Genomic DNA, 20,055 nt, shown 5'->3' on the forward strand with positions numbered 1-20,055 from the left:
GCGCTGGCGCGCCGCTGCTCATTGCCCACGGACCGGCGGCGGGCCCGGCCCGGTGCCGTGCACCTGCCGTACCGCCCGAGCTCGTTCGCGAGTCGTGGGGGCCACAGTCGGTCCGCCACCACATACGCCCACCCCCTGGCACCCGCGGATCCGGCCAAGCCCGCCGACGACCAGGCGCAGCTCGGCGACGTCGGCGGTCACGTTAGGGATTGGGCATCAGCTCGGCGTCGAATAGCCCCGCCTTTGGGAGCCGTGGCCCGGCGGCTGGCTGAACGAGGGGGGCGGTGACTGGCCACCGCCACGCGCTCGCTGCAACAGGCAGCTTCCCTTCACGCACAGTCGCACCGGACAGTTAACGGACTGTGGAGCCCCGAGACCTGGGCGCCTCGCCTTCGGTGCCCCCGCTGCTATTAGGGCGCGTATTGGGTCGTGATCAATGTGTCGATTCGCCCTCACGGTGAGGCCTGGACCGGTAGACCTTGTCCCGTGACGCGAGTGCAGTTGACGGACGCGGAGTGGGAGTTCATCGGGCCGTACCTGCCGATCGGCGAGTACGGCCCCTATCCCGAACGCCTGCGGCAGCAGTTCGAGGGTGTGATCTGGCGGTTCAGGACCGGCGGACAGTGGCGGGAGATGCCGCAGGAGTTCGGTGCCTGGTCGACCGTCCACAACCGCTTCCGGCAATGGCGTGACGCCGGCGTCTTCGAGGCCATGCTGGAGGGTCTGATCGCGGAAGCGGCGAAGCGGGGTGAGGTGAACCTGTCCCTGGTCGGCGTCGACTCGACCACCGCGCGTGCTCGCCACGATGCGGCCGGGATGCACCTGGGCGAGGACGTCTTCGGCGTATTGGAGAAGGCAGCTGCCGAGGCGGAGAAGGCCAGGTCAAAAGGGGCGGTCTCGAAGAACAAGACGGACAGGACGCCGAGATCGATCCCGAGCGGGAGGAGCGACGACGTGTCCGGCGCCGGCGAAAACTCCGGCTGAAGGCCGCCCTGCTGGGGCGCTCCAGGGGCGGGCAGAGCAGCAAAGTTCACCTGGCCGCCGACCGCAAGTGCCGCCCGTTGGCGTTCGTGCTGACCGCGGGCCAGGCCGCGGACAGCCCACAGTTCATCCCCGTGTTGGGGAAGATACGGGTCCGCGTCCCCGTCGGTCGTCCCCGCACCCGGCCGGACGCGGTCGCCGCCGACAAGGCCTACTCCTCCCGCGGCAACCGGGCCCACCTGCGCAGACGCGGGATCAAGGCAGTGGTTCCGGAGAAGAGAGATCAGGCCGCCAACCGGAGGAAGAAGGGCTCCGCGGGCGGTCGGCCTGTCAGTCACGACGCCGACCTCTACCGGGAGAGGAACACCGTCGAGCGCCTGATCAACAAGCTCGAGGCCTGGCGAGGCGTAGCGACCCGATACGACAAGACCCCAGCCAGCTACCTCGCCGGCCTCCATCTGCACGCCTCGATGATCTGGGTCAAGGACCTCACCCGGACCACCCGTTGATCACGACTCGATACGCGCCCTAAGCCTCGCCACCCTACGCGCTTGCGCCGAGCGTAACGCGGTCGGCCGGTACTGGGCGGGGCAGTCCCGGCACCTGCCCGGGTTTATCAGCGGCCCTTCACTCCGGAAGGCCAAGCCGCTTCGCGGTCGCCTACGGCGAGCCTTCCTCCACTCCCGGGACCGCGGATGCGGCAACTCCCAGGCGCCGGGACCACCCCGCCGCCAGCACCCCGGTGCACATGGGAGGTAGACGATGACGTACCCCGACGCGCAGCTGTCCGACGAGATCGAGGACCTCAGCTTCACCGACGACCCAGCCCGGTTCGACCTCACGCGCCCCGGCGACCTGCTACTCGCGGCCGGCCGCATCCTCGCCGCCATCCACCTTAAGAAGCCGATCGAGATCGCTCAGGTTGATCGCGACCGTGCCTGGCCGACCAGCCCGGCCTACGTACCTCGGGAGGTCAGGATCAGCTGGAATGCCCTCAACCACCGCTGGCTGCTGATGGTCATCCGGGACAGCGACGGCATGCCCATCACCTACGGCCCGGTCGTGCAGATCACGCACGCGTAGCCGATCGACGCAGCGCCCCGACTGGCCAATGCAGCCAGCGGTAGCAAGCCCACCTGGAGACCGGCGAGGAGCACTAGGCCCGCCTCCTCCAGGTGGGCCACAGCGTCGGCTCTAGCGGAGCAGCGGGCCAGCCTCTGCCATCGCTTGACCTAAGCCCTTTGTCCGCGTCTTGCACGTGCGCATTGGGAGGTGGTCAAGCCCGATCACCCACCCACTCACCCACGAAAAGGAGAGTCTCATGCTGCCTGAGGTCAAGGCATACTTCGACGCCATCAGGGACAGGAGCTACCACATAGAGCACGACCGCGTCTACCGGGAGCACCCCGTCCCGGCGTGGGACCACACCATGCCTCCGGACCAGATCGAGGCGTACTTCGAGGCTGAGGGCAAGCGGACTGCCGCCTTGCAGGCGCTGGAGTCGGCGCACAAGAAGAAGCAGGCCGACGCGTACCAGGACCTGATGAAGTCCGAGAGTGCACTGGTGCGCTTCCTGCTCACCGATCCGGAGGTTCGGAGCTACTCCGACCACGCGGAGGTCGTGCTGAAGGCTCTGCCGATGACTCGTGAGGAAATGGAGGACTTCGGCAACCAGCGGGGCTGGTGCAGCGAGTTCGGGCGCTTGCTCGAGCGCGCGGAGAAGGCTGGCGTCCTGCCTGAGCCGGTCCCGGACCTGGCGGACATCGACGCGCTCGTGAACGATCTTCAGGACCTGTACGGCACGAGTGCCCGCCGCCTCCGCCCCATCATCATCAAGCACCTTGCGGCCATCATCGCCAGCGCCACTGCCAGGGCCGCTCAGGAGGCGACGGCGTAGCCGACGAGCGAGCACGGGTGGTGGACGGTCGACCGTCCACCACCCCGCGGCACCTGTCGATGACGCGCGTTCGGGCACGCCGCCTTGCCGCGCGCCACGACAAGATCCTCGTGTGCCTCTTGCGCCTGGGGTTGCACTCGCCCAGACATCGCGCGGCGCTCCCACGGCTCTGCCGCTGTTACGAGCCCCCGCCGCCTGTTCGGACATACATCACCGGAGGACGCGTGCAACGCTTCGAGTACCGTAGGGCGCTTCTCAACTCGTCAGCCGTCGACCTGGATGGTGCTCAACGAGCACGGCAGAGAAGGCTGGGAACTGGTCGGGGCAGTGCCTTGCGCAGGGGCTGACGACCGCGCTGTCTGGGTCTTCAAGCGGCCAGTGGAGCTGTATGGCTGGGCTCCCGCTTAAAGGTCCTAACAAAATGATCTAGAGCCGTGTCCCATGGGATCGCTGATCGTTGATCTCGGCGTGAAGAAGGGCGAGCAACTGCCGTGGATTGTGCCGGACAGCCTGTGGGAGCGGATCGAACCTCTACTGCCGAAGGTAGAGCGGCGTCATCGACATCCCGGCCGTAAACGGTTGGACGATCGGCTTGCTCTGCAGGGCATCTTGTTCGTGCTCTACACCGCGATCCCGTGGGAGTTCCTGCCCCAGGAGCTCGGCTTCGGCTCGGGCATGACCTGCTGGCGTCGGTTGCGCGACTGGCACCAGGCCGGCGTGTGGGACAGGCTGCACCAGCTGCTGCTGGCCGAGCTGCACGCCGCCGGCCAGCTGGACTGGTCCAAGGCGGTGGTCGACAGCTCCCACGTCCGGGCGCTCAAGGGCGGCCCAAAACCGGGCCGAGCCCGGTCGATCGCGCCAAGCCGGGCTCGAAACACCACGTCATCACCGACGGAGGCGGCATCCCCCTCGCCGTGTCTCTGACCGGCGGCAACCGCAACGACGTCACCCAGCTCATGCCGCTGATCAAGGCCATCCCGCCGGTGCGGGGTCGCGTAGGGCGGCCCCGCAAGAGGCCCGACTGCCTGTACGCCGACCGCGGCTACGACCATGACAAGTACCGCCGCCTGGTCTGGCGCACCGGCATCAAACCCATCATCGCCCGCCGCGGCACTCCGCACGGCTCTGGCCTGGGCATCCACCGCTGGGTCGTAGAACGCACGATCGCGCTCCTGCACTGGTTTCGCCGCCTGCGAATCCGCTGGGAGATCCGCGACGACATCCACGAAGCGTTCATGACACTTGCCGCCGCGATCATCTGCTGGCGACGCCTTGTCCGCTGATCTTTCTGTTAGGACCACTTAGCCCCACGCGTTCCGCTTGGGCCACATAGAGCGGTCTGCCGCGCTCCGTGGCGGGCCGCTCTTCGAGCGGCGGTAATGGACCGGCTTCGCCGGGCGCTTTCCTGAAAGGCGGAAATTGACTGAAGGCGCTTCCTTTCAAGATCGCGGCCCGCTTTCGCGGAGCAAGTTAGTACAAAACTCGGAGTAAACGGGCGAATCGGGGGATTCGCTGGTTACAGTCCCTTCTGACACAAGCGAAAAGTGTTGTGTCCGGAGGCAAGTCAAGGCTTTGGCCAGGACGGAGCTGGTCGCGTTGGCACGACGACGGGGACGCGCGGATTCGCCGCGCGACAACCGCGTCGGACCGTTATTTCTGACTGACCGGGAGCTGGCTGCCCTCAAACTCGCCGCCCAGCGTGAAGGGCTGGATGTGGGCGCGTTCGCGGCGCTGGCGGCGGTGTCGGTGGCCGAACAGCAGCTGACGATCGTCCCGCTGGATCGCCGTCAGGAGATGGCCGAGCTTGTCCAGACCCGGGTGGTCCTCAACCGGATCGGCAACAACCTCAACCAGGTGGCACGCGCGCTCAACAGTGGAGACGAAGCGCCCGAGGCCGACGCTGTTCTCCAGTTGGTGGGCCGCGCGATCCGACGGGTCGAGGCGGCTGCTGACCAGATCGCCAAGAGCCGGAGCCGGGCGTGATCGCCAAAGTGCTGAAAGGCTCCCGGACCTACGGCCTGCTGCGGTACCTGTTCGGGCCCGGCCGGCACGAGGAGCACACCAACCCGCACATGGTCGCCGCCTGGGATCTCCATGAAGCCGATCCCGCAGCGGAGCCCGAGCATCTACGTGACGCCGCCCTGTACACGCTGGCGCAGCACCTGGACCGCCCGCTCGAGTACGCCGCTGGCACGATTGCCCAGCACGTGTGGCACACCTCCGTCCGGCTGGCGCCGGGTGACCCGCTGCTCAGCGACGAGCAGTGGGCGCACATCGCGCGCCGCATCGTGGTCGCCGGCGGCCTGTCGTCAGAAGGGGACGACCAGGGGTGTCGGTGGGTGGCGGTCCGGCATGCCGACGACCACATCCACATCGTGGGCACGCTGGTGCGCCAGGACGGTGCACAACCTCGGCTGCACGGCGACTTCTACCGGCTGCGGGAGGAGTGCCGCGTGCTGGAGCGTGAGCTCGGCATCCGCGTCACCGCCGAAGCCGACCGTACGGCAGCGCCGGCGCCCAAGCGTGCTGAGCGGGCCAAGGCGCACCGGGTCCTTCGGGACAGGCTGTCATCCCGGGAGCAACTCGAGGTCCGGGTCCGGCGGATCGCCGTGGAGGCGACCGGCGAGGCGGACTTCATCAAGCGGCTGCGCGCGGCGAGGGTGCTGGTCAAGCTGCGCGAGCTGCCCTCCGGCGACGTTGGGGGCTACGCCGTCGCGCTGCCCGGCGATGTGGCTCCAGGGGGGAAGCCGGTCTGGTATTCCGGCTCACGGCTGGCGCCCGATCTGTCTCTGCCGCGTGTGCGGCAGCGCTGGGAAGCGATGCCCGCTGCGGCGGTCAGGGACCGAGCAGGCCGGACGCGATCAGGAGCGGCGTCTGCGGGCGCCAAGCAGGTGCGGATCGCCGCCTGGCAGGAGGCCGCTGCAGCGATTGGGGATGCTACTGCGGTGCTGAGGCGGTCGGATGCGCCGGAGGCCGCGGCTGCGGCAGCTGCCCTGGCGGATCTGCTGACCGCCGCGGCGAGCCGATCGCCGGCCTCGGTACGGCGCGAGCTGGAGGTGGCGGCTCGGCATATGGAGCGGCTGGGCCGTGAGCCGTGGCGCGAGATGAACCAGGCCGCGACGCGCACGCGGGGCGCGCTGCGGATGGTGTTGCAGGCCGGTGGCATGCTGGGCCGCTCCGACGAGAACGCCGTAGTGATGGCTTTCGTGGTCGCGGCCGTGCTGGCCGCACAGGCACTCCACGGCCGGATGCTGGCACGGCGCAAGTACGCCCATGCCCGGATTGCGGGGCTGGCCGCCGCGCGCCTGCAGTACGCGGCCGAGTTGCTCGGCGCCCGCCCGCGGGCACGGGCCGATCACGCGGCCGCGCGTCGACCAGAGTTGCAGCAGGCGCTGCGGAGCACGGTGGCCGGGCGCGCAGACGCCGAGGCCATCCTGCGCGGGCCCGAGTGGCCGGCACTGGCCGGGCTGCTCCGCCGCATCGCACAGCTCGGCCATGATCCCGCCACGGTGGTGGCCGAGGTGGTCAGTTGGCGGCCGCTGCGCGACGATCCCAAGAGTCCTGCGCGGCGCGACGCCCAGGTCATCATGTGGCGGCTGGAGAGTTGGATGGCGGGTCAGGTGAGGGTGCCCGCCGCCGAACGCTCCGCCGTCCGCGCTGCGGCACGTCCTGCCGCAGGCTCGCCCCGTCGGCCGTCGACGTTCGCGCCGGACGCGTTCCTGGAACCGAGTCGGCTGCGTGAGCTCGTCCGTACTGCCGTGCGCGGGCACGTCGACGTCGACCTGCTGGTGAACGATCAGAGCTGGCCGCGGTTGGCCGCGGTGCTCACCGAGATCGGCTGGGCGGGCCACGATGTCGAACGGGCTCTGCGCACGGTTGTCACGGAGCGGCCCTTGCGCAGGGATCCAACCAGCCCTTCTCGCAGCGACGCCCAGGTGCTGACGTGGCGATTGCGTCGCTGGCTTGAGGAGGTCCCGGCCGCGCCGGACACGCACCGCGCGCAGCGACGTTCTTCGCGGCTCGTGACCGAGCCCAATGCGACCGCCGATGCCGGCGCTGTTGCCGCTTCCGCCGCCGAGCAGACCATCATCCGGCCCGGCGACGATCGGGTCTTTCAGCGCGCGGTGGTCGCCGTGGTGGAATCTCAGACGTGCTCACCGGAGCGTCTGGAGCGGGCGCTGTGGGTGCGACCGGACAAGGCCAAGGACCTGGTGCGCTTGCTCGGCGAGCGCGGAATCGTCGTCGCTGGCGGCGACGGCGGATACCGTGTGCTGGTCGGCGTCGATCATCTGCCCGCCCTGCGGGAGGCACTGGCCGAACGGTCGTCGCGGGCGGCGCAGCTGTCCTCATCCACCGCACGCTCGAGGCCGACGCGGACGGACAAGCCCGCTCCCTCGTCGCCGCCCGGGGAAGCCCCGCCGATGCGGCGACGCCCCGGCGCGCGCTAGCTACCCGCCGCACACGAGCCACCCGATAGAGAATCTACAACGTAAAGGCGCAGCCTTTGCGCACCCTCCAACGGGACGCTTCGCCTGTTTGACCGGCTGGTGCGCGGCATCGTCGCCTACGAGGAAGAGCACCCGGACGAGGTGCGGTGGCCGGGGGCGCAGTGGCGGGCGACGTGCCGCAAATCGTGCCGATGGTCAGCCTCGACAACGTCTTCGGCGCCGAGCAGTTGGCCGAGTGGGCGGCCTCGGTGGATGCCGCATCGGCCGCCCGGCGGGTATGGAGCCCAAGCTCGACGGCCTGGCCATCGCCGCGCGCTATCTCCGCGCACGAGGCCCCTGTTCTGAAGCCTCCAACCACCCATCCGGGTGTGCGGACCAATCCAACCGAGAGGAGGTGATTCACATGCCGCCCAGCACTGAGCAGGAGTTCGGGACGGTTCGAGAGGACCACTAAAAGGTCCTAACAAAATGATCTAGAGCCGTGTCCCATGGGATCGCTGATCGTTGATCTCGGCGTGAAGAAGGGCGAGCAACTGCCGTGGATTGTGCCGGACAGCCTGTGGGAGCGGATCGAACCTCTACTGCCGAAGGTAGAGCGGCGTCATCGACATCCCGGCCGTAAACGGTTGGACGATCGGCTTGCTCTGCAGGGCATCTTGTTCGTGCTCTACACCGCGATCCCGTGGGAGTTCCTGCCCCAGGAGCTCGGCTTCGGCTCGGGCATGACCTGCTGGCGTCGGTTGCGCGACTGGCACCAGGCCGGCGTGTGGGACAGGCTGCACCAGCTGCTGCTGGCCGAGCTGCACGCCGCCGGCCAGCTGGACTGGTCCAAGGCGGTGGTCGACAGCTCCCACGTCCGGGCGCTCAAGGGCGGCCCAAAACCGGGCCGAGCCCGGTCGATCGCGCCAAGCCGGGCTCGAAACACCACGTCATCACCGACGGAGGCGGCATCCCCCTCGCCGTGTCTCTGACCGGCGGCAACCGCAACGACGTCACCCAGCTCATGCCGCTGATCAAGGCCATCCCGCCGGTGCGGGGTCGCGTAGGGCGGCCCCGCAAGAGGCCCGACTGCCTGTACGCCGACCGCGGCTACGACCATGACAAGTACCGCCGCCTGGTCTGGCGCACCGGCATCAAACCCATCATCGCCCGCCGCGGCACTCCGCACGGCTCTGGCCTGGGCATCCACCGCTGGGTCGTAGAACGCACGATCGCGCTCCTGCACTGGTTTCGCCGCCTGCGAATCCGCTGGGAGATCCGCGACGACATCCACGAAGCGTTCATGACACTTGCCGCCGCGATCATCTGCTGGCGACGCCTTGTCCGCTGATCTTTCTGTTAGGACCACTAAGTAGCCCAACCTGACGATGCCCTCGGCAGCTCCCCGCTGCCGAGGGCATCTCTCTGCCCGCCGTGACCACCAACAGAGGAGACCTGCTGTGAAGACGCACCGCCCCGCCGCTGCTTTCGGGGGTGAGCTGTGATGGGCATGCACACGATCACCTGCGACGCAGGCATCGTCGCCGTCGACCTGTTCTCGGCCAAGAGCCGGCCCGACCTGTTCGACGGTGAGCACCTTGGCCAGGACGGCCCCACCCACGCGCTCGTCCTCGAGGCCGTCCGCAATGACGACGAGCTGGTGGTGCTCGGCGACCACCGCACCATCGCGGCGCTGGTGCGCCGCCTCGTCGTTCGCGTCCGTACCGCGCTGGCCGGCAGCGGCGCCCCCGTCCTGCCGGACGTGCCGCTCCGGCTCGGGGTCATCGCTGCGGAACTGCAGCGGGCCGGGCTGGGCCTGGACGACACCGCGGCGGTGATGCTGGCCGACCAGGTCGACGAGGCGCTGCACCGGGCGGGCCTGCACGTCACCGAGCGGGAGCATGAGCAGTCTGCCGCGACGTCGCTGGTGCTCGGCCCGACCGCCGACGCCAGGCACCAGCTGCAGCCCGGGGCGGTGATCCGTCGCTACACCGAGCCCTGCAGGGGCGGCCTGTGGGCGGATATGCCGTGCTGCGACCGGTGGGCCAAGCTGGTCGTCGGCCGCGACGAGTACGGCGACCTGGAGGAGATCGATCAGCTGGTGACGTGCCAGCCGTGCTCCTGGGCGTACAAGGTCGTGCTGGAGCGCGAGTACGACGGCGGCTACCGGGCCATCTTCACGGTCCTCGACGGACCGTTGGCGGCGTCCCGCATGAGGCCACCCCGGCGCAGGTAGTTAGATCACCGCCCGTAGAAATGCCTCCCACCAGAGCCCCCTGGACTGCGCCCGTCAGCAGTTCTTGTAGTCGTAGCGCGACGAGTTGTACAAGCAGGAGTCCGCGAGCCTGCCGTGCGCGTCCCGCAGGTACCCGGTGTCCTTGGTCTGGTTCCAGATGTAGGCGAAAGTTCCTCCGCTCCGGCCCCAGTAGCGGGTGGTGGTGGTGTTGCGTCCCTTACCGGTTCGCAGGGTGACCGTCTTCCCGGCTCCGAGGGTAAACGTGCCGAACGTATAGCCATGGTCAGGCCGAGTGGTTGCGTCGCGGACGGTCCAGCCCTTGAGGTTGGCGGCCCTGCTGGAGGTGTTCTTGATCACGATGTATTCGCCGTTGAGCGAGGTGTTGCCGCCACTGTCGGGCGACCCGGGCGCGTCATAGTAGATCTTGGTGATCTGGATCGCGGGGGCGGCGGCTACAGCCGGGGCCGACAGCGTGAGCGCGGCGGCGACAGCAGCCAGAGCGGCGACGGGAGCGACAAAGCGCACAGGGCGTCCTTTGCTACGGGGGTGACGACAAGGAGTCAGACGCTCCAAAGCGACGGAAGGTTCACACGCGCAATAACGCGACCCTGAGTGTTTCCGCAGGCCGTGGCGACTATCTGCACCATGATCTATCTCACCGCTAATGGCTGTCCTCTCGTTCCTCGGCACCGGTGTCCCCCACCGCCCACCTGCGGACGGCTCCACTGAGCGGCATGCAACAGGCCTCTCCCTAAGGGAGTCGGCCGCCGGATTCCTGAGGCGGTGGCGCACGCGAGCCCCCTGCCTCGCCATTACCGAAGTGTCAGTCTTCTACTGAAGGATGCACCCCATGAACGCCCCTCTTACTGCGATCGCCGACGAGAGCGCCTACACCGAGGCCGTCCAACTCGCGCTGGACGCGGCCGCGGCCTACTACGCCGACGGCACCTCCACCCTCGACGACAACGCCTACGACAGGCTGGTACGCGGCATCGCCGCCTACGAGGACGCACACCCCGATCAGGTTCTGCCGACTACTCGTCGCAGCCAGCATCAACATGACCGAACCTGGCGGTAGCCACTCCAAGGCGGATGCGGTGACGGAAGCCGGGGAAGGCGGCGGCGCGCTGCCGCTGGCGGGCATGTCGGTCGTGGTGACCGGCGCGATGAGCGGACCACTGGAAGCGCTGACCCGCAACGAGATGAACGAACTCATCGAACGTGCGGGCGGCAAATCGTCCTCCAGCGTGTCGGCCAGGACCTCGCTGCTGGTGGCCGGGGAGAAGGCGGGGTCGAAGCGCGCCAAGGCCGAAGCCTTGGGCGTGCGGATCATCACCTCGGAGGAGTTCGCAACCCTTGTCGGCGACGTCCGCTAACGCCGAAGGGCCGCACGCCGCTCGGCCCGTGCCGCCCTCGCGGTCGACCGCGTCCATACCGAGTCAGGAGAAAGGCATCATGAGCGTCATCAGATACGTGCGCGGTGACGCCACATGCCCCGAAGGAGCAGGGCCGCGCATCATCGCGCACGTGTGCAACGACATCGGCGGCTGGGGCCGCGGGTTCGTCCTAGCGCTGTCACGCCACTGGACCCAGCCGGAGACCCGCTTCCGCCGCTGGTACCACGACCGGGCCGAGAACGACTTCGGCCTGGGCGCGGTCCAGCTCGTGCCCGTCGACCACGACCTGTTCGTGGCGAACATGATCGCCCAGCACGGGATACGGTCCCGCACGCACGCTGCGGCACCGCCCATCCGCTACGACGCCCTGGAGCGGTGCCTGACCACGCTCACCGGTCACGCTGCGGAGCTGGCGGCGAGCGTCCACATGCCGCGCATCGGAGCGGGCCTTGCCGGCGGGAGGTGGGACGAAATCGAACCGCTCATCCAGCGGCAGCTGGCCGATCACGGCATCGGCGTGACCGTGTACGACCTCGGCCGGGCGCGCGGCCGCGTCGCCTCAGCTGGCTGAGCGGCGGCAGCAGCCCGGCGATCACCGCTAGGGCGCGTATCGAGTCGTGATCAAGTGGTGGTCCGGGAGAGGTGCTTGACCCAGATCATTGAGGCGCGCAGATGGAGGCCGGCGAGGTAGCTGGCCGGGGTCTTGTCGTATCGGGTGGCGACGCCTCGCCAGGCCTTGAGCTTGTTGATCAGGCGCTCGACGGTGTTCCTCTCCTTGTAGAGGTCGGCGTCGTGACTGACAGGCCGACCGCCCGCGGAGCCCTTCTTCTTACGGTTGGCGGCCTGCTCTCTCTTCTCCGGAATCACTGCCTTGATACCGCGTCTGCGCAGGTGGGCCCGGTTGCCGCGGGAGGAGTAGGCCTTGTCGGCGGCGACCGCGTCCGGCCGGGTGCGGGGGCGACCGACGGGGACGCGGACCCGTACCCGCCCCAGCACGGGGACGAACTGTGGGCTGTCCGCGGCCTGGCCTGCGGTCAGCACGAACGCCAGTGGGCGGCACTTGCGGTCGACGGCCAGGTGAACTTTGCTGGTCTGCCCGCCCCTGGAGCGTCCCAGCAGGGCGGCCTTCAGCCGGAGTTTCCGCCGGCGCCGGACGCGCCGTCGCTCCTCCCGCTCGGGATCGAGACAGTCGCCAACGGCGGGGCGCTCCCAGGGATGAAGCGCATCGCGGCGAGGAACCACGTCGCGGATCGTGGAGTCCCCTCACCCGTGGTCCCGCACGCCTTCATGACGGAGCGATCTGGTAGATAACCCGTCATGGAGGCTCCGCGGATCATCAGCACCGCCGGCGAACTCGCGGCGGCAGCCGCGAGTGTGCCGGCCGGGGTGCCCGTCATCCTGAGCGCCAGCGAGATCGAAGCCGGCGCCGACATCACCGATGCGGCCGCCTGGAGCGTCGTGGCTGAGTACGTCATGCTCCCGGCCACCGAGCAGGGCGCCATCGCTGGTCCGGGTGAGCCGGCCGCCATCGTGGCCGAGCTGTCGGAGGAGGGCGTCACGAGTCGCCTGGCGGCCGTCCCGGCCCTGCTGGTTCGGGCCCGGCTGTTGGCCCAGCCCGGGCACCTCGGGCCGATGGCAGGGCCGGCCGACGCCGAGATCCGGCGAGCTGACGCCTTCGAGTCACCAGACGGTGACATGAGCGGCTACCTAATGGAGCTCGCGGCGGCCGTGGACGAACTGCGCGAGGAAATCCAGGAGGCGATCGACGCGTCCCATCAGCCGCTCAGTCCGGCGGCGCAGCGCCGTCTCGCGCACGCGATCGACGCATTGGACGGCGCCCGCCTGGAGATCGGTGAGGCGGTGCAGTTCGGCGACGTCTGCGAACTCGCGCGACGCGGGCTCGTCGATGACGATCAGCCCTGCCCAGAGGGGCGCGCGGCGGACGTCTGGGTGTTCCTGCCCGATCCGCATGGCGGCTCGGAGGAGCTCGGATGCCTCACCCACGCGGCGGTGGCCGAACAGTCTGTCCCGGGCGCGCGGCGCCGTAGCTGACCAGGCGTCGTCCTCGCCGAGCGCTCCGGTCACGCCAGCGCTAGCACACGCAGCCCCTAGGCAAACCGCCCAGGGGCCCCGTCGTGCCTGGTCAAAAGGCCCTGAATTCACTGCTCTTCAACAGAGAGATAGTCGTCATTGCACCGCCAAAGGGGTCGCCGCGCACTGCCCGTGCGAGGAATGCCTGGAGGCCCGCCGCGCCAAGGACCGTGACTACCTGGCTCGCAAGAGGCGGCCGACCGACCCCATTCCGGCCAGCCCGGTCCAGCGACACCTGCGCTGGCTCGAGGCGGACGGAGCCAAGCGCACCGCCATCGCCACCACCGACGGCGTCTCCCTCGGTCTGGTCCGCCAACTGCTCAACGGCGCCTGCGATCAGCTCGAGCGGGCACACGCCAAGGCGCTGCTGGCCTTCACGGCCGACAGCTGCCTGGAGCGCGCCAACCAAACCGGCAGCCGCGGCCGGCCGACCAGCCCCGACAACGAGCGGGTCGACATCACCTCCACCCTGGAACTGCTCGCCGATCTGGACGCGCGCGGCTTCGGCCGCGCGTGGGTCTCCCGTGAACTGGGCTACGCCGGCGGTCTGCAGCTGGATCGCCGCCGCATCAGCCGCCGCTTGGCCGACGCCATCGCCGACCTGCACACCCAGGTGGGCTCGCTGCGCTCCCCCGTCATCGGCCGCACCCAGCGCGTGCCGTCCCTCGCCGAGATCCAGGCCGGTACCGTGCCCGCCGTCCCACAGCTTCGCTCGCCAGCGCCGTCACCGCGCAGGCACCGCCGCCCGTCCCGTCGACCGGCCCACCACGACGAGGAGCGATCCACCACCGAGCGCCGCTGCCCGCGCTACCGAAGCACACGTACCCGAGCCGACCTCTACCGCAATCCCACCACCGGCGACGGCCTGAGCCCTTGGTGCAAACCCTGTCACAACGAGATCGGCTTCCAGCCAGTCCGCCCCTAACCCTCCACGACCTGGAAGACGCGCTGACGCAACCCCCCGCCAGCGGGCCTGCCCGCGATGTCGATAGCCGAACTGCGGGCGGCCGGGGTCGCCGAGGGTGACCCGGTTGTGGACGCGTATGCAGCAGAACGGGAGAACCTCGATGCCTTACATCCCTGAGGAAGCCGCGCCATTCACATGCCCGAAGTGTGGATCGCAGGCCGCTGTCGTGGAGAGCGTGATCGGCACACTCGACTGGGGTCCAGCCGTCATCGGCGGCGATGGGGTGGTGCGCCTTCCCGGCACGTGGAGGCGCCTGTGGTGATGGCGGACAACAGCACGCCTCTGTGGGCCTGACTCACCCAGGTTGCCAGACCAGCGGCATCCAGAACTTCCGCATGTGCGGCCGCGGCGGCGCCGAGTTGCCAAGCGTCCAGCTCGCCATCATGCGCGCTCTGGTCGGCGAGGCCCTCGCGGCAGAACGACGCGATGCCGCTGACGAATAGATCTACTTCGTAAAGGAGGCTGCTGTTCAGGCGCGCGCTTTGAACACCAACGAGCGGATGGCGATCGCCAACTCGCCGGGTTCGGCGATGGGCCGCACGTCCTCGACGGTAGAGCCGTCGCGCCGGACGATGCGCGTGGTGAACTCTCCCTCACGCTCGTCGAGATAGATCGCACCGCCCCGCTTGGTGGTGATCGCTTGGCCGGGCGTGTCCGGGAGCTGGAACATCCCGTACGGCCGGAGGTACTCCTCGACCTGTCGTGTCAGCGTGCCCTGCATCCGACCCCCTACATTCGATCTTCAAGTGTAAGCCAGCGGATCGCCTCGGCCACGTCGTTACCTGTGTAAATGACCCGTTCATCCAACGGAAGCGTTACCCAGTAGACATCAGGCTGCGCCAAGAAGGCCAGTCCGGCGACCTGGCCGTCGTCCACGCTGTAGAGAGCTGCGTGAGCAGGCCGCTCGATGGTACGAGCACCGCACCGGCGAGGTCCACCTGACCGACACCATCAACGCCTACGCCGGCAGCAGCCTCATGTACGGGCAGGTCATCGCCGGCCGCTGGTATGACACCGGCAACCCGGCCGACTACCTCATCGCCCAGTTCGCCTCCGCCATGGCCAACCCCGACTACGGGCCGCTGCTGCGCCAGCTCGTCCGCGACCTCAGCGACATCGACCGGCCCAACTCTTTCGACACGACCGCCTGATCCGCCGCTGCTTGGGGCCGATCTGACGGCCGAGCGGCCGTGGGACCGCTCGCAGCAAGCGTCGGCGCGCCGTTCAGGGGTGCTGATGACGCGGTCGCGCTGGCCCCGGGTGCTGGCGTCGGAGTGGGCCGAGACCCAGTCACGCCCACGCGTAAGAGCGTTCGTTCCTGTTGCCTGCCTTCATGCAGCCGCCTGTAACGCCTGGTACAGCCCACGTGCGGCAGGCAAGACCGTCCCGTGTAGTCGTCTGAGGGCAGAGTCGTCCACCGGGATCGGTCACATACGCCGGATCTTTATCGTGAACCGCCCCGGCGCCTATGCAAGCGACCCACGATGAAGCCTCCAGAGCGAGCATTCACCGGCACTAGCAAGACAGCGGGCAAATGCCGGCATTTCCCCCGGTCGATCAGCCTGACGCACGGAAAGGACGTCCACGATGCCGTACCGGGTAACTTGGTGCGGCTCCATCGTGCCGCATTTGGGTAATTTTGTTGGCATATTGAGGCAATTGTCACTCAGCGCGACAGAACGGTGATCAGGGGTATCATGGTTTGATCCCCCCGGCCCCACTCCCGGGTCGGTATTGCCTTTGGGAAGTGCGGTGGCCGATGCGCACTAACGTCTATGTGGACGGCTTCAACTTGTACTACGGCTGCCTCAAGGGCACCTCGTACAAGTGGCTCGACCTTAACGCGCTGTGCGCAAAACTCCTACCCCGCGACGAAATCCACAGAATCAGATACTTCACCGCTCGTATCACCGCACGGCCCGACGATCCGGACAGCCCGACCCGGCAGGACATGTACCTGCGGGCTCTGGGAACCATTCCGCGCCTTTCCATCCACTATGGCCACTTCCAGGAGACCAGGCCGCGGATGCCTGTGGCGAATCCGCTTCCCTTCGCCTCGCGCACCGTGAAGGTGATCAAAACGGAAGAAAAGGGTTCTGACGTCAACCTGGCGAGCCATTTGCTCCTGGATGCCTTCCGGCGTGATTGTGAAATGGCCGTGGTGATCAGCAACGACTCTGATCTAAAAGAGCCGCTTCGCATGTTGATCGAGGAGCTCGACATCCCCGTGGGCTTGATCAACCCTCACAAGCCGCGATTCCGTAGCCGTAACCTGCTGGCCTTGAATCCCCAATTCTTCAAGCAGATCAAAACGAACGCGCTCAAGGCGTCACAGTTCCCCGAGGTACTGCAGGACCTTTCGGGAGAAATCCGCCGGCCTGCCAAGTGGTGACAACGCAAAGGCCCCGCCCGAAGGCGGGGCCCGCACCTACCCACCGAAGCGGGTAGGGGAATCGATTTGAACGATACCAGCGCGAGCGCCCACCCGGTCAAGTCACTTGCCGTTACGTGGCAGATACTTTTCCATGGTCGCTCCACGCCGTTAGCCGGCTGGGCAGGCGTCGACGCCGGTGGCGCGCTTCTCGCCGCCGCCACGCCAACACCAGGCATGGCCGCTCTCCCGTCGGCTCCGCCCGTTCGTCACCGTGCCTCGTCACCGTGCCCGCGCGGCCCTGTGGGGCGTCCGGTCGGGTGGTCGTCATGCCGTCATCCTGACTTGCCGTGCGTGGGTCGCGCATGGCAAATTGAGACTCGTTCCGATCATGACCACGCCCTGCATGCCGGGCGTGGTGCACGGAATCGGGAGCGATCGCTGCGGTGGCCGTCCGTCGGCCCCGCGGTAGCGGGGATGCTCCCCACCCGCGTGGGGGTGGAGCCCTTCTTCGGACAGGGCTCTCATCGGCGTCTCCACAACCGCGCAAGGACGGGCCCATGTTCGACCCCCCTATCGATCTCAGCGACCTGCCCGGCTACCAGACCGTCGCCAGCACACGGCCTGCCAGGACGGCGTTCCTCGGCCGCTGCTCCACCAAGGGCAACCAGGATTCCCGCTCCTCGATCGCCGGGCAGCTCGCCGAGGCCTGCCCGCTCCTGGCGCCCGGCGAGGCGTTCACCGCCCACTTCTGGGACGTGGAGTCGGGCATGCTTGGCCTGAACGAGCGCAGCCAGGGCTCGGCCGACGACTACGCGCGGCTCGGCGTGCCCGTGCCCCGGGACGGTGGGCTACGCGAGCTGCTGGAGCGGGTCGAGCGCGGCAAACTCGACCGGGTGGTGTTCTGCAGGCCTGCCGTGACCTGAGCCATCAGGATGAAAAAGCCTCAGTGCCTGGTCCAAAGCGCCCCGCTCGCTGACCTACAAGCACTGATCGACGCCGTTCACGCAGGTCGTGGGTTATGTCTCTACGAAGCACCTTGATTCAACGAACTACTGCTAGATCACGACGTGCGGTGCGGCTCAGCCGAGTTTCATGTGCTCGCCCCGACGGCGCTCGACCAGCCCTCGGTCCTCCTCATCCAGGAGGAACACTCGATCCAAGTCCGCCTGTGCTGGCGGTCCGGCGTATCGGCCGTAGCCCGCCGCTTCAACATCAGTCAGGAACTCCACCGGCATACGCCGCAAAGTAGGACCGACCCACCGGCAACCAGCGCACAGTGATCAAACCGTTACAAGATCCCTGTCGATCCGGCACCCACCGATATCCGAACGCTGGATGGCGGCAACTCCGCCCATGTCGGCTCACTAATGGAACCGCTGAGCCTGCTGGGATGGTTGGTGTCCGGGCAGACTCGGTGCCTGGTAGCCGTTGGCAGGTGAGCACTCCGGCTCGCTGGACCGATCACGAGTCCTGGCGTTAGACAGTGCCCCTGCCGGTGGTCGGGAGAGGAACAGCTGATGGGGTGTCGAGCCCGCCAAGGTCTGGCGTGAGCACTGGTCCATTAGCACGCTGGATTCTCCCGCGGGCTGCTCTTTGCGGGTTTCGGAGACAGGGACACCAGGTGCTGTTCGTCGGAGATGAATTTTCACCAGTTGGTGGCCGCGTTCCTGCCCGAAGCCGCCGATCCGGCCCAGGTGTTGGTGTGTATCGAGACTGATCGAGGCCCGTGGGTGAGGGCTCTGGTCGCGGCCGGCTACCAGGTCTACGGGGTCAACCCCAAGCAGGCCGCCCGACACCGCGAGCTGGTATCGCTGTCAGGCGCCAAGAGCGACAAGGCCGACGCGCACACTCTGGCCGACATGGTCCGGACCCGCCGTCACCACCTTCGCCAGGTCGCCGCCGACTCCGATCTCGCCGAGGCGATCCGGGTCCTGTCACGAGCCCACCAGACTCTGATCTGGGAACGAACCCGCCACATGCTGCGGCTTCGTCACGCGCTACGCGACTTCTTTCCCGCCGCATTGGAGGCATACAGAGACCTGACCCTCATCGGTGCCGACACTCTGGAACTGCTCGCCAAGGCCCCCGATCCGGTCAGCGCAGCCAAACTGACGGTCGCCCAGGTTTCGGCGCCGCTCAAGCGTGCTCGTCGTAAGGGCGTTGACGCGAAGGCCGCCGCCATCCGCGATGCGCTGCGGACCCAACACCTGGGGCAGAGCGCGGTCGTGAACACCGCCTACGCGGCCACCATCCGCGCCCTGGTGGCGATTCTTCAGACCCTCAACACCCAGATCAAAATTATGGAGGGCCAGGTCGGGGCTCATTTTGGCCAGCACCCGGACACTGAGATCTACCTATCCCAGCCAGGGATCGGTACCGTCCTCGGCGCTCGGGTGCTGGCAGAATTCGGCGACGCTGCCGGGCGCTACGCCAGCGCCAAAGCCCGGAAGAATTACGCGGCGACCTCGCCGATCACCCGCCAGTCCGGAAAGTCCAAGACAGCCCAGGCCAGATTCGTCCACAACGACCGACTGGTCGACGCGCTGCACATGCAAGCCGGGGCAGCGGTCCTGCACGATCCCGGTGCCCGCGCCTACTACGACGAACTCCGAGCACGCGAGATCGGACACAACGCCGCACTCCGCCAACTCGGCAACCGCCTCGTCGGCATCCTCCACGGATGCCTCAAAACCGGTACTCCCTACAACCCAGAAACCGCCTGGTCCCACCGCTACCAACACCTCGCAGCTTGACCCACTTAGCTCCTGGGGTGTCTAACGCCACTGACCGTTCCGTTGTCGATCAAGCCCCCTACGCGGCTGAGATACTCGCTCTTCTCGCCAGACACGGCCAGGCCCTTGGCGTGGGACTCTTCCGCGGGGATCGCCAGCAGACGGTATCCGGCAGCCTGCGGATCGAAATGCCAGCGATCACCGCCCGGGTGGACGGGCGCGTCGAGGTCGCAGTGGGCGATGAGGCTGTGCTCGTCGAGCAGGGCCGTGGTCGAGGAGGGGCTCAGTCACTAGAACAAGCGGCTGCTCCTGCAGTTCCACATCTTCATCGTGGTCTTCATCGCCTTGTCCGGAGTTATCTCCGCCCACGAAGACCTGGCTGATCGCGCGGGGCCGTACATCGGCGGGTCAGCAGTCGCGGTGGCGCTGTTCTGCGCCCGAGCTGTCGGCAAGCAGTACGACAAGCTGTGCGGTTTCGAGGACGAGGACTGATCAGCTTTCGTCGGTGACGTCGAAGAGCAGCTCATGGCGATCGCCGCGCACCAACTTGCGGTGACGGCCTTTCCCCGGTGGCGTGATCTCCGCGACGGGCACGCCCTCGGGGACATCGCCGAGCTTGCGCCGCTCATCGGGCGACGGCATACGCAGAACCACGCGAGAGCCTGGCTCGACCGGGTACGGCTCGCGCGGCCCGCCGGCCACGGCCGACCCCTTGCCCTTGATGGTCACGATCAGGCCCTCACCGCGCAGCAGGCGTAGCGCCTGCCGCACGGCCATCTGACCGATGCCGTGAATCTGGACCAGCCGCGCCTCGGAGGGGATCTGGGCGCCTGGCTTCAACCGGCCTGCGTGGATGTCGGCACGGATGAGGTCGGCCAGCTGCTTGTGCACTGGCCGATCCGAGCCGAAGTCGATCCCGGAAGCCTATGATCCTAGGCGCCTACCAGCCTCCC

At 67.9% G+C, this 20,055-nt stretch carries 21 protein-coding genes and 2 pseudogenes; 18 read left to right on the forward strand and 5 right to left on the reverse strand.

All coding sequences use genetic code 11. From position 1 onward, the window contains the following. Positions 1-486: 486 nt before the first annotated feature. From FHR33_RS48715 to FHR33_RS48750, 8 genes and pseudogenes are all read left to right on the forward strand, one after another. Positions 487-1,490, forward strand: a pseudogene (locus FHR33_RS48715) (IS5 family transposase). Positions 1,491-1,743: 253 nt separating this feature from the next. Further along, positions 1,744-2,064 (forward strand): hypothetical protein, encoded by a 321-nt coding sequence (locus tag FHR33_RS48720; protein WP_183663126.1) that lies wholly within the window; start codon positions 1,744-1,746, stop codon positions 2,062-2,064. Between the two features lie 238 nt (positions 2,065-2,302). After that, entirely contained in the window at positions 2,303-2,878 is a 576-nt protein-coding gene (locus tag FHR33_RS48725) for a hypothetical protein (protein WP_183663129.1), read from the forward strand. Between the two features lie 441 nt (positions 2,879-3,319). Then, a protein-coding gene (locus FHR33_RS48730) for an IS5 family transposase (RefSeq protein WP_183663014.1) occupies positions 3,320-4,161 on the forward strand; the annotation gives its coding sequence in 2 pieces (ribosomal slippage) (positions 3,320-3,707 and positions 3,707-4,161; 843 coding nt in all). Positions 4,162-4,474: 313 nt separating this feature from the next. Then, positions 4,475-4,861, forward strand: coding sequence for a plasmid mobilization relaxosome protein MobC (mobC, locus tag FHR33_RS49585; protein WP_221242737.1), 387 nt, complete (start codon positions 4,475-4,477; stop codon positions 4,859-4,861). Next, positions 4,858-7,326 (forward strand): relaxase family protein, encoded by a 2,469-nt coding sequence (locus FHR33_RS48740; protein WP_183663132.1) that lies wholly within the window; start codon positions 4,858-4,860, stop codon positions 7,324-7,326. The genes mobC and FHR33_RS48740 overlap by 4 nt, the downstream gene beginning before the upstream one ends. A gap of 488 nt (positions 7,327-7,814) precedes the next feature. Continuing rightward, a protein-coding gene (locus FHR33_RS48745; protein ID WP_183663014.1) for an IS5 family transposase occupies positions 7,815-8,656 on the forward strand; the annotation gives its coding sequence in 2 pieces (ribosomal slippage) (positions 7,815-8,202 and positions 8,202-8,656; 843 coding nt in all). 153 nt (positions 8,657-8,809) lie between these two features. Continuing rightward, positions 8,810-9,541, forward strand: coding sequence for a hypothetical protein (locus FHR33_RS48750; protein WP_183663135.1), 732 nt, complete (start codon positions 8,810-8,812; stop codon positions 9,539-9,541). 54 nt (positions 9,542-9,595) lie between these two features. On the opposite strand, the gene FHR33_RS49590 is transcribed toward FHR33_RS48750, so the two are convergent. Beyond that, on the reverse strand, positions 9,596-10,066 hold the full coding sequence (locus tag FHR33_RS49590; RefSeq protein WP_183663137.1) for a lamin tail domain-containing protein: 471 nt from the start codon (positions 10,064-10,066) through the stop codon (positions 9,596-9,598). Positions 10,067-10,391: 325 nt separating this feature from the next. On the opposite strand from FHR33_RS49590, the gene FHR33_RS48760 reads away from it, so the two are divergent. From FHR33_RS48760 to FHR33_RS48770, 3 genes are all read left to right on the forward strand, one after another. Next, positions 10,392-10,619 carry a DNA ligase LigA-related protein gene (locus FHR33_RS48760; protein ID WP_183663140.1) on the forward strand — a complete coding sequence of 76 codons (228 nt, stop codon included), beginning with the start codon at positions 10,392-10,394 and terminating at the stop codon, positions 10,617-10,619. Beyond that, positions 10,600-10,917 (forward strand): BRCT domain-containing protein, encoded by a 318-nt coding sequence (locus tag FHR33_RS48765; protein ID WP_246453910.1) that lies wholly within the window; start codon positions 10,600-10,602, stop codon positions 10,915-10,917. The genes FHR33_RS48760 and FHR33_RS48765 overlap by 20 nt, the downstream gene beginning before the upstream one ends. Before the next feature lie 79 nt (positions 10,918-10,996). Next, on the forward strand, positions 10,997-11,509 hold the full coding sequence (locus FHR33_RS48770; protein WP_183663143.1) for a macro domain-containing protein: 513 nt from the start codon (positions 10,997-10,999) through the stop codon (positions 11,507-11,509). A gap of 50 nt (positions 11,510-11,559) precedes the next feature. Here the strand turns inward: FHR33_RS48770 and FHR33_RS48775 are convergent. Beyond that, positions 11,560-12,105, reverse strand: a pseudogene (locus tag FHR33_RS48775) (IS5 family transposase); the annotation flags it as partial. Positions 12,106-12,255: 150 nt separating this feature from the next. Here FHR33_RS48775 and FHR33_RS48780 point away from each other — a divergent pair. Both FHR33_RS48780 and FHR33_RS48785 read left to right on the forward strand, forming a co-directional pair. Beyond that, on the forward strand, positions 12,256-12,990 hold the full coding sequence (locus tag FHR33_RS48780) for a hypothetical protein (protein WP_183663146.1): 735 nt from the start codon (positions 12,256-12,258) through the stop codon (positions 12,988-12,990). Then, on the forward strand, positions 12,908-13,954 hold the full coding sequence (locus FHR33_RS48785; RefSeq protein ID WP_183663149.1) for a hypothetical protein: 1,047 nt from the start codon (positions 12,908-12,910) through the stop codon (positions 13,952-13,954). Before FHR33_RS48780 ends, FHR33_RS48785 begins: the two co-directional genes overlap by 83 nt. A 511-nt stretch (positions 13,955-14,465) precedes the next feature. Here the strand turns inward: FHR33_RS48785 and FHR33_RS48790 are convergent. Next, positions 14,466-14,717, reverse strand: coding sequence for a hypothetical protein (locus FHR33_RS48790; protein ID WP_183663153.1), 252 nt, complete (start codon positions 14,715-14,717; stop codon positions 14,466-14,468). 256 nt (positions 14,718-14,973) lie between these two features. Between FHR33_RS48790 and FHR33_RS48795 the strand changes: the two genes are divergently transcribed. The 3 genes from FHR33_RS48795 to FHR33_RS48805 all read left to right on the forward strand — a co-directional run bounded on the left by FHR33_RS48795 (position 14,974) and on the right by FHR33_RS48805 (position 17,293). Beyond that, positions 14,974-15,147: a hypothetical protein gene (locus FHR33_RS48795; RefSeq protein ID WP_221242739.1), complete on the forward strand. Its 174-nt coding sequence runs from the start codon at positions 14,974-14,976 to the stop codon at positions 15,145-15,147. 608 nt (positions 15,148-15,755) lie between these two features. After that, complete coding sequence (locus FHR33_RS48800) at positions 15,756-16,388, forward strand: NYN domain-containing protein (RefSeq protein WP_183663156.1); 633 nt, start codon at positions 15,756-15,758, stop codon at positions 16,386-16,388. Positions 16,389-16,927: 539 nt separating this feature from the next. Continuing rightward, entirely contained in the window at positions 16,928-17,293 is a 366-nt protein-coding gene (locus tag FHR33_RS48805; RefSeq protein WP_183663159.1) for a hypothetical protein, read from the forward strand. 156 nt (positions 17,294-17,449) lie between these two features. On the opposite strand, the gene FHR33_RS48810 is transcribed toward FHR33_RS48805, so the two are convergent. Then, complete coding sequence (locus tag FHR33_RS48810) at positions 17,450-17,605, reverse strand: DUF4158 domain-containing protein (RefSeq protein ID WP_183663162.1); 156 nt, start codon at positions 17,603-17,605, stop codon at positions 17,450-17,452. A gap of 402 nt (positions 17,606-18,007) precedes the next feature. On the opposite strand from FHR33_RS48810, the gene FHR33_RS48815 reads away from it, so the two are divergent. Together FHR33_RS48815 and FHR33_RS48820 are read left to right on the forward strand one after the other, a co-directional pair. Further along, positions 18,008-19,123 carry an IS110 family RNA-guided transposase gene (locus FHR33_RS48815; protein ID WP_183663163.1) on the forward strand — a complete coding sequence of 372 codons (1,116 nt, stop codon included), beginning with the start codon at positions 18,008-18,010 and terminating at the stop codon, positions 19,121-19,123. A gap of 309 nt (positions 19,124-19,432) precedes the next feature. After that, positions 19,433-19,594, forward strand: coding sequence for a hypothetical protein (locus FHR33_RS48820; RefSeq protein ID WP_183663166.1), 162 nt, complete (start codon positions 19,433-19,435; stop codon positions 19,592-19,594). On the opposite strand, the gene FHR33_RS48825 is transcribed toward FHR33_RS48820, so the two are convergent. Further along, complete coding sequence (locus tag FHR33_RS48825; RefSeq protein WP_221242740.1) at positions 19,595-19,993, reverse strand: GntR family transcriptional regulator; 399 nt, start codon at positions 19,991-19,993, stop codon at positions 19,595-19,597. Between the last annotated feature and the right edge of the window lie 62 nt (positions 19,994-20,055).

Source organism: Nonomuraea dietziae (assembly GCF_014195505.1).
Taxonomy (GTDB): domain Bacteria; phylum Actinomycetota; class Actinomycetes; order Streptosporangiales; family Streptosporangiaceae; genus Nonomuraea; species Nonomuraea roseola.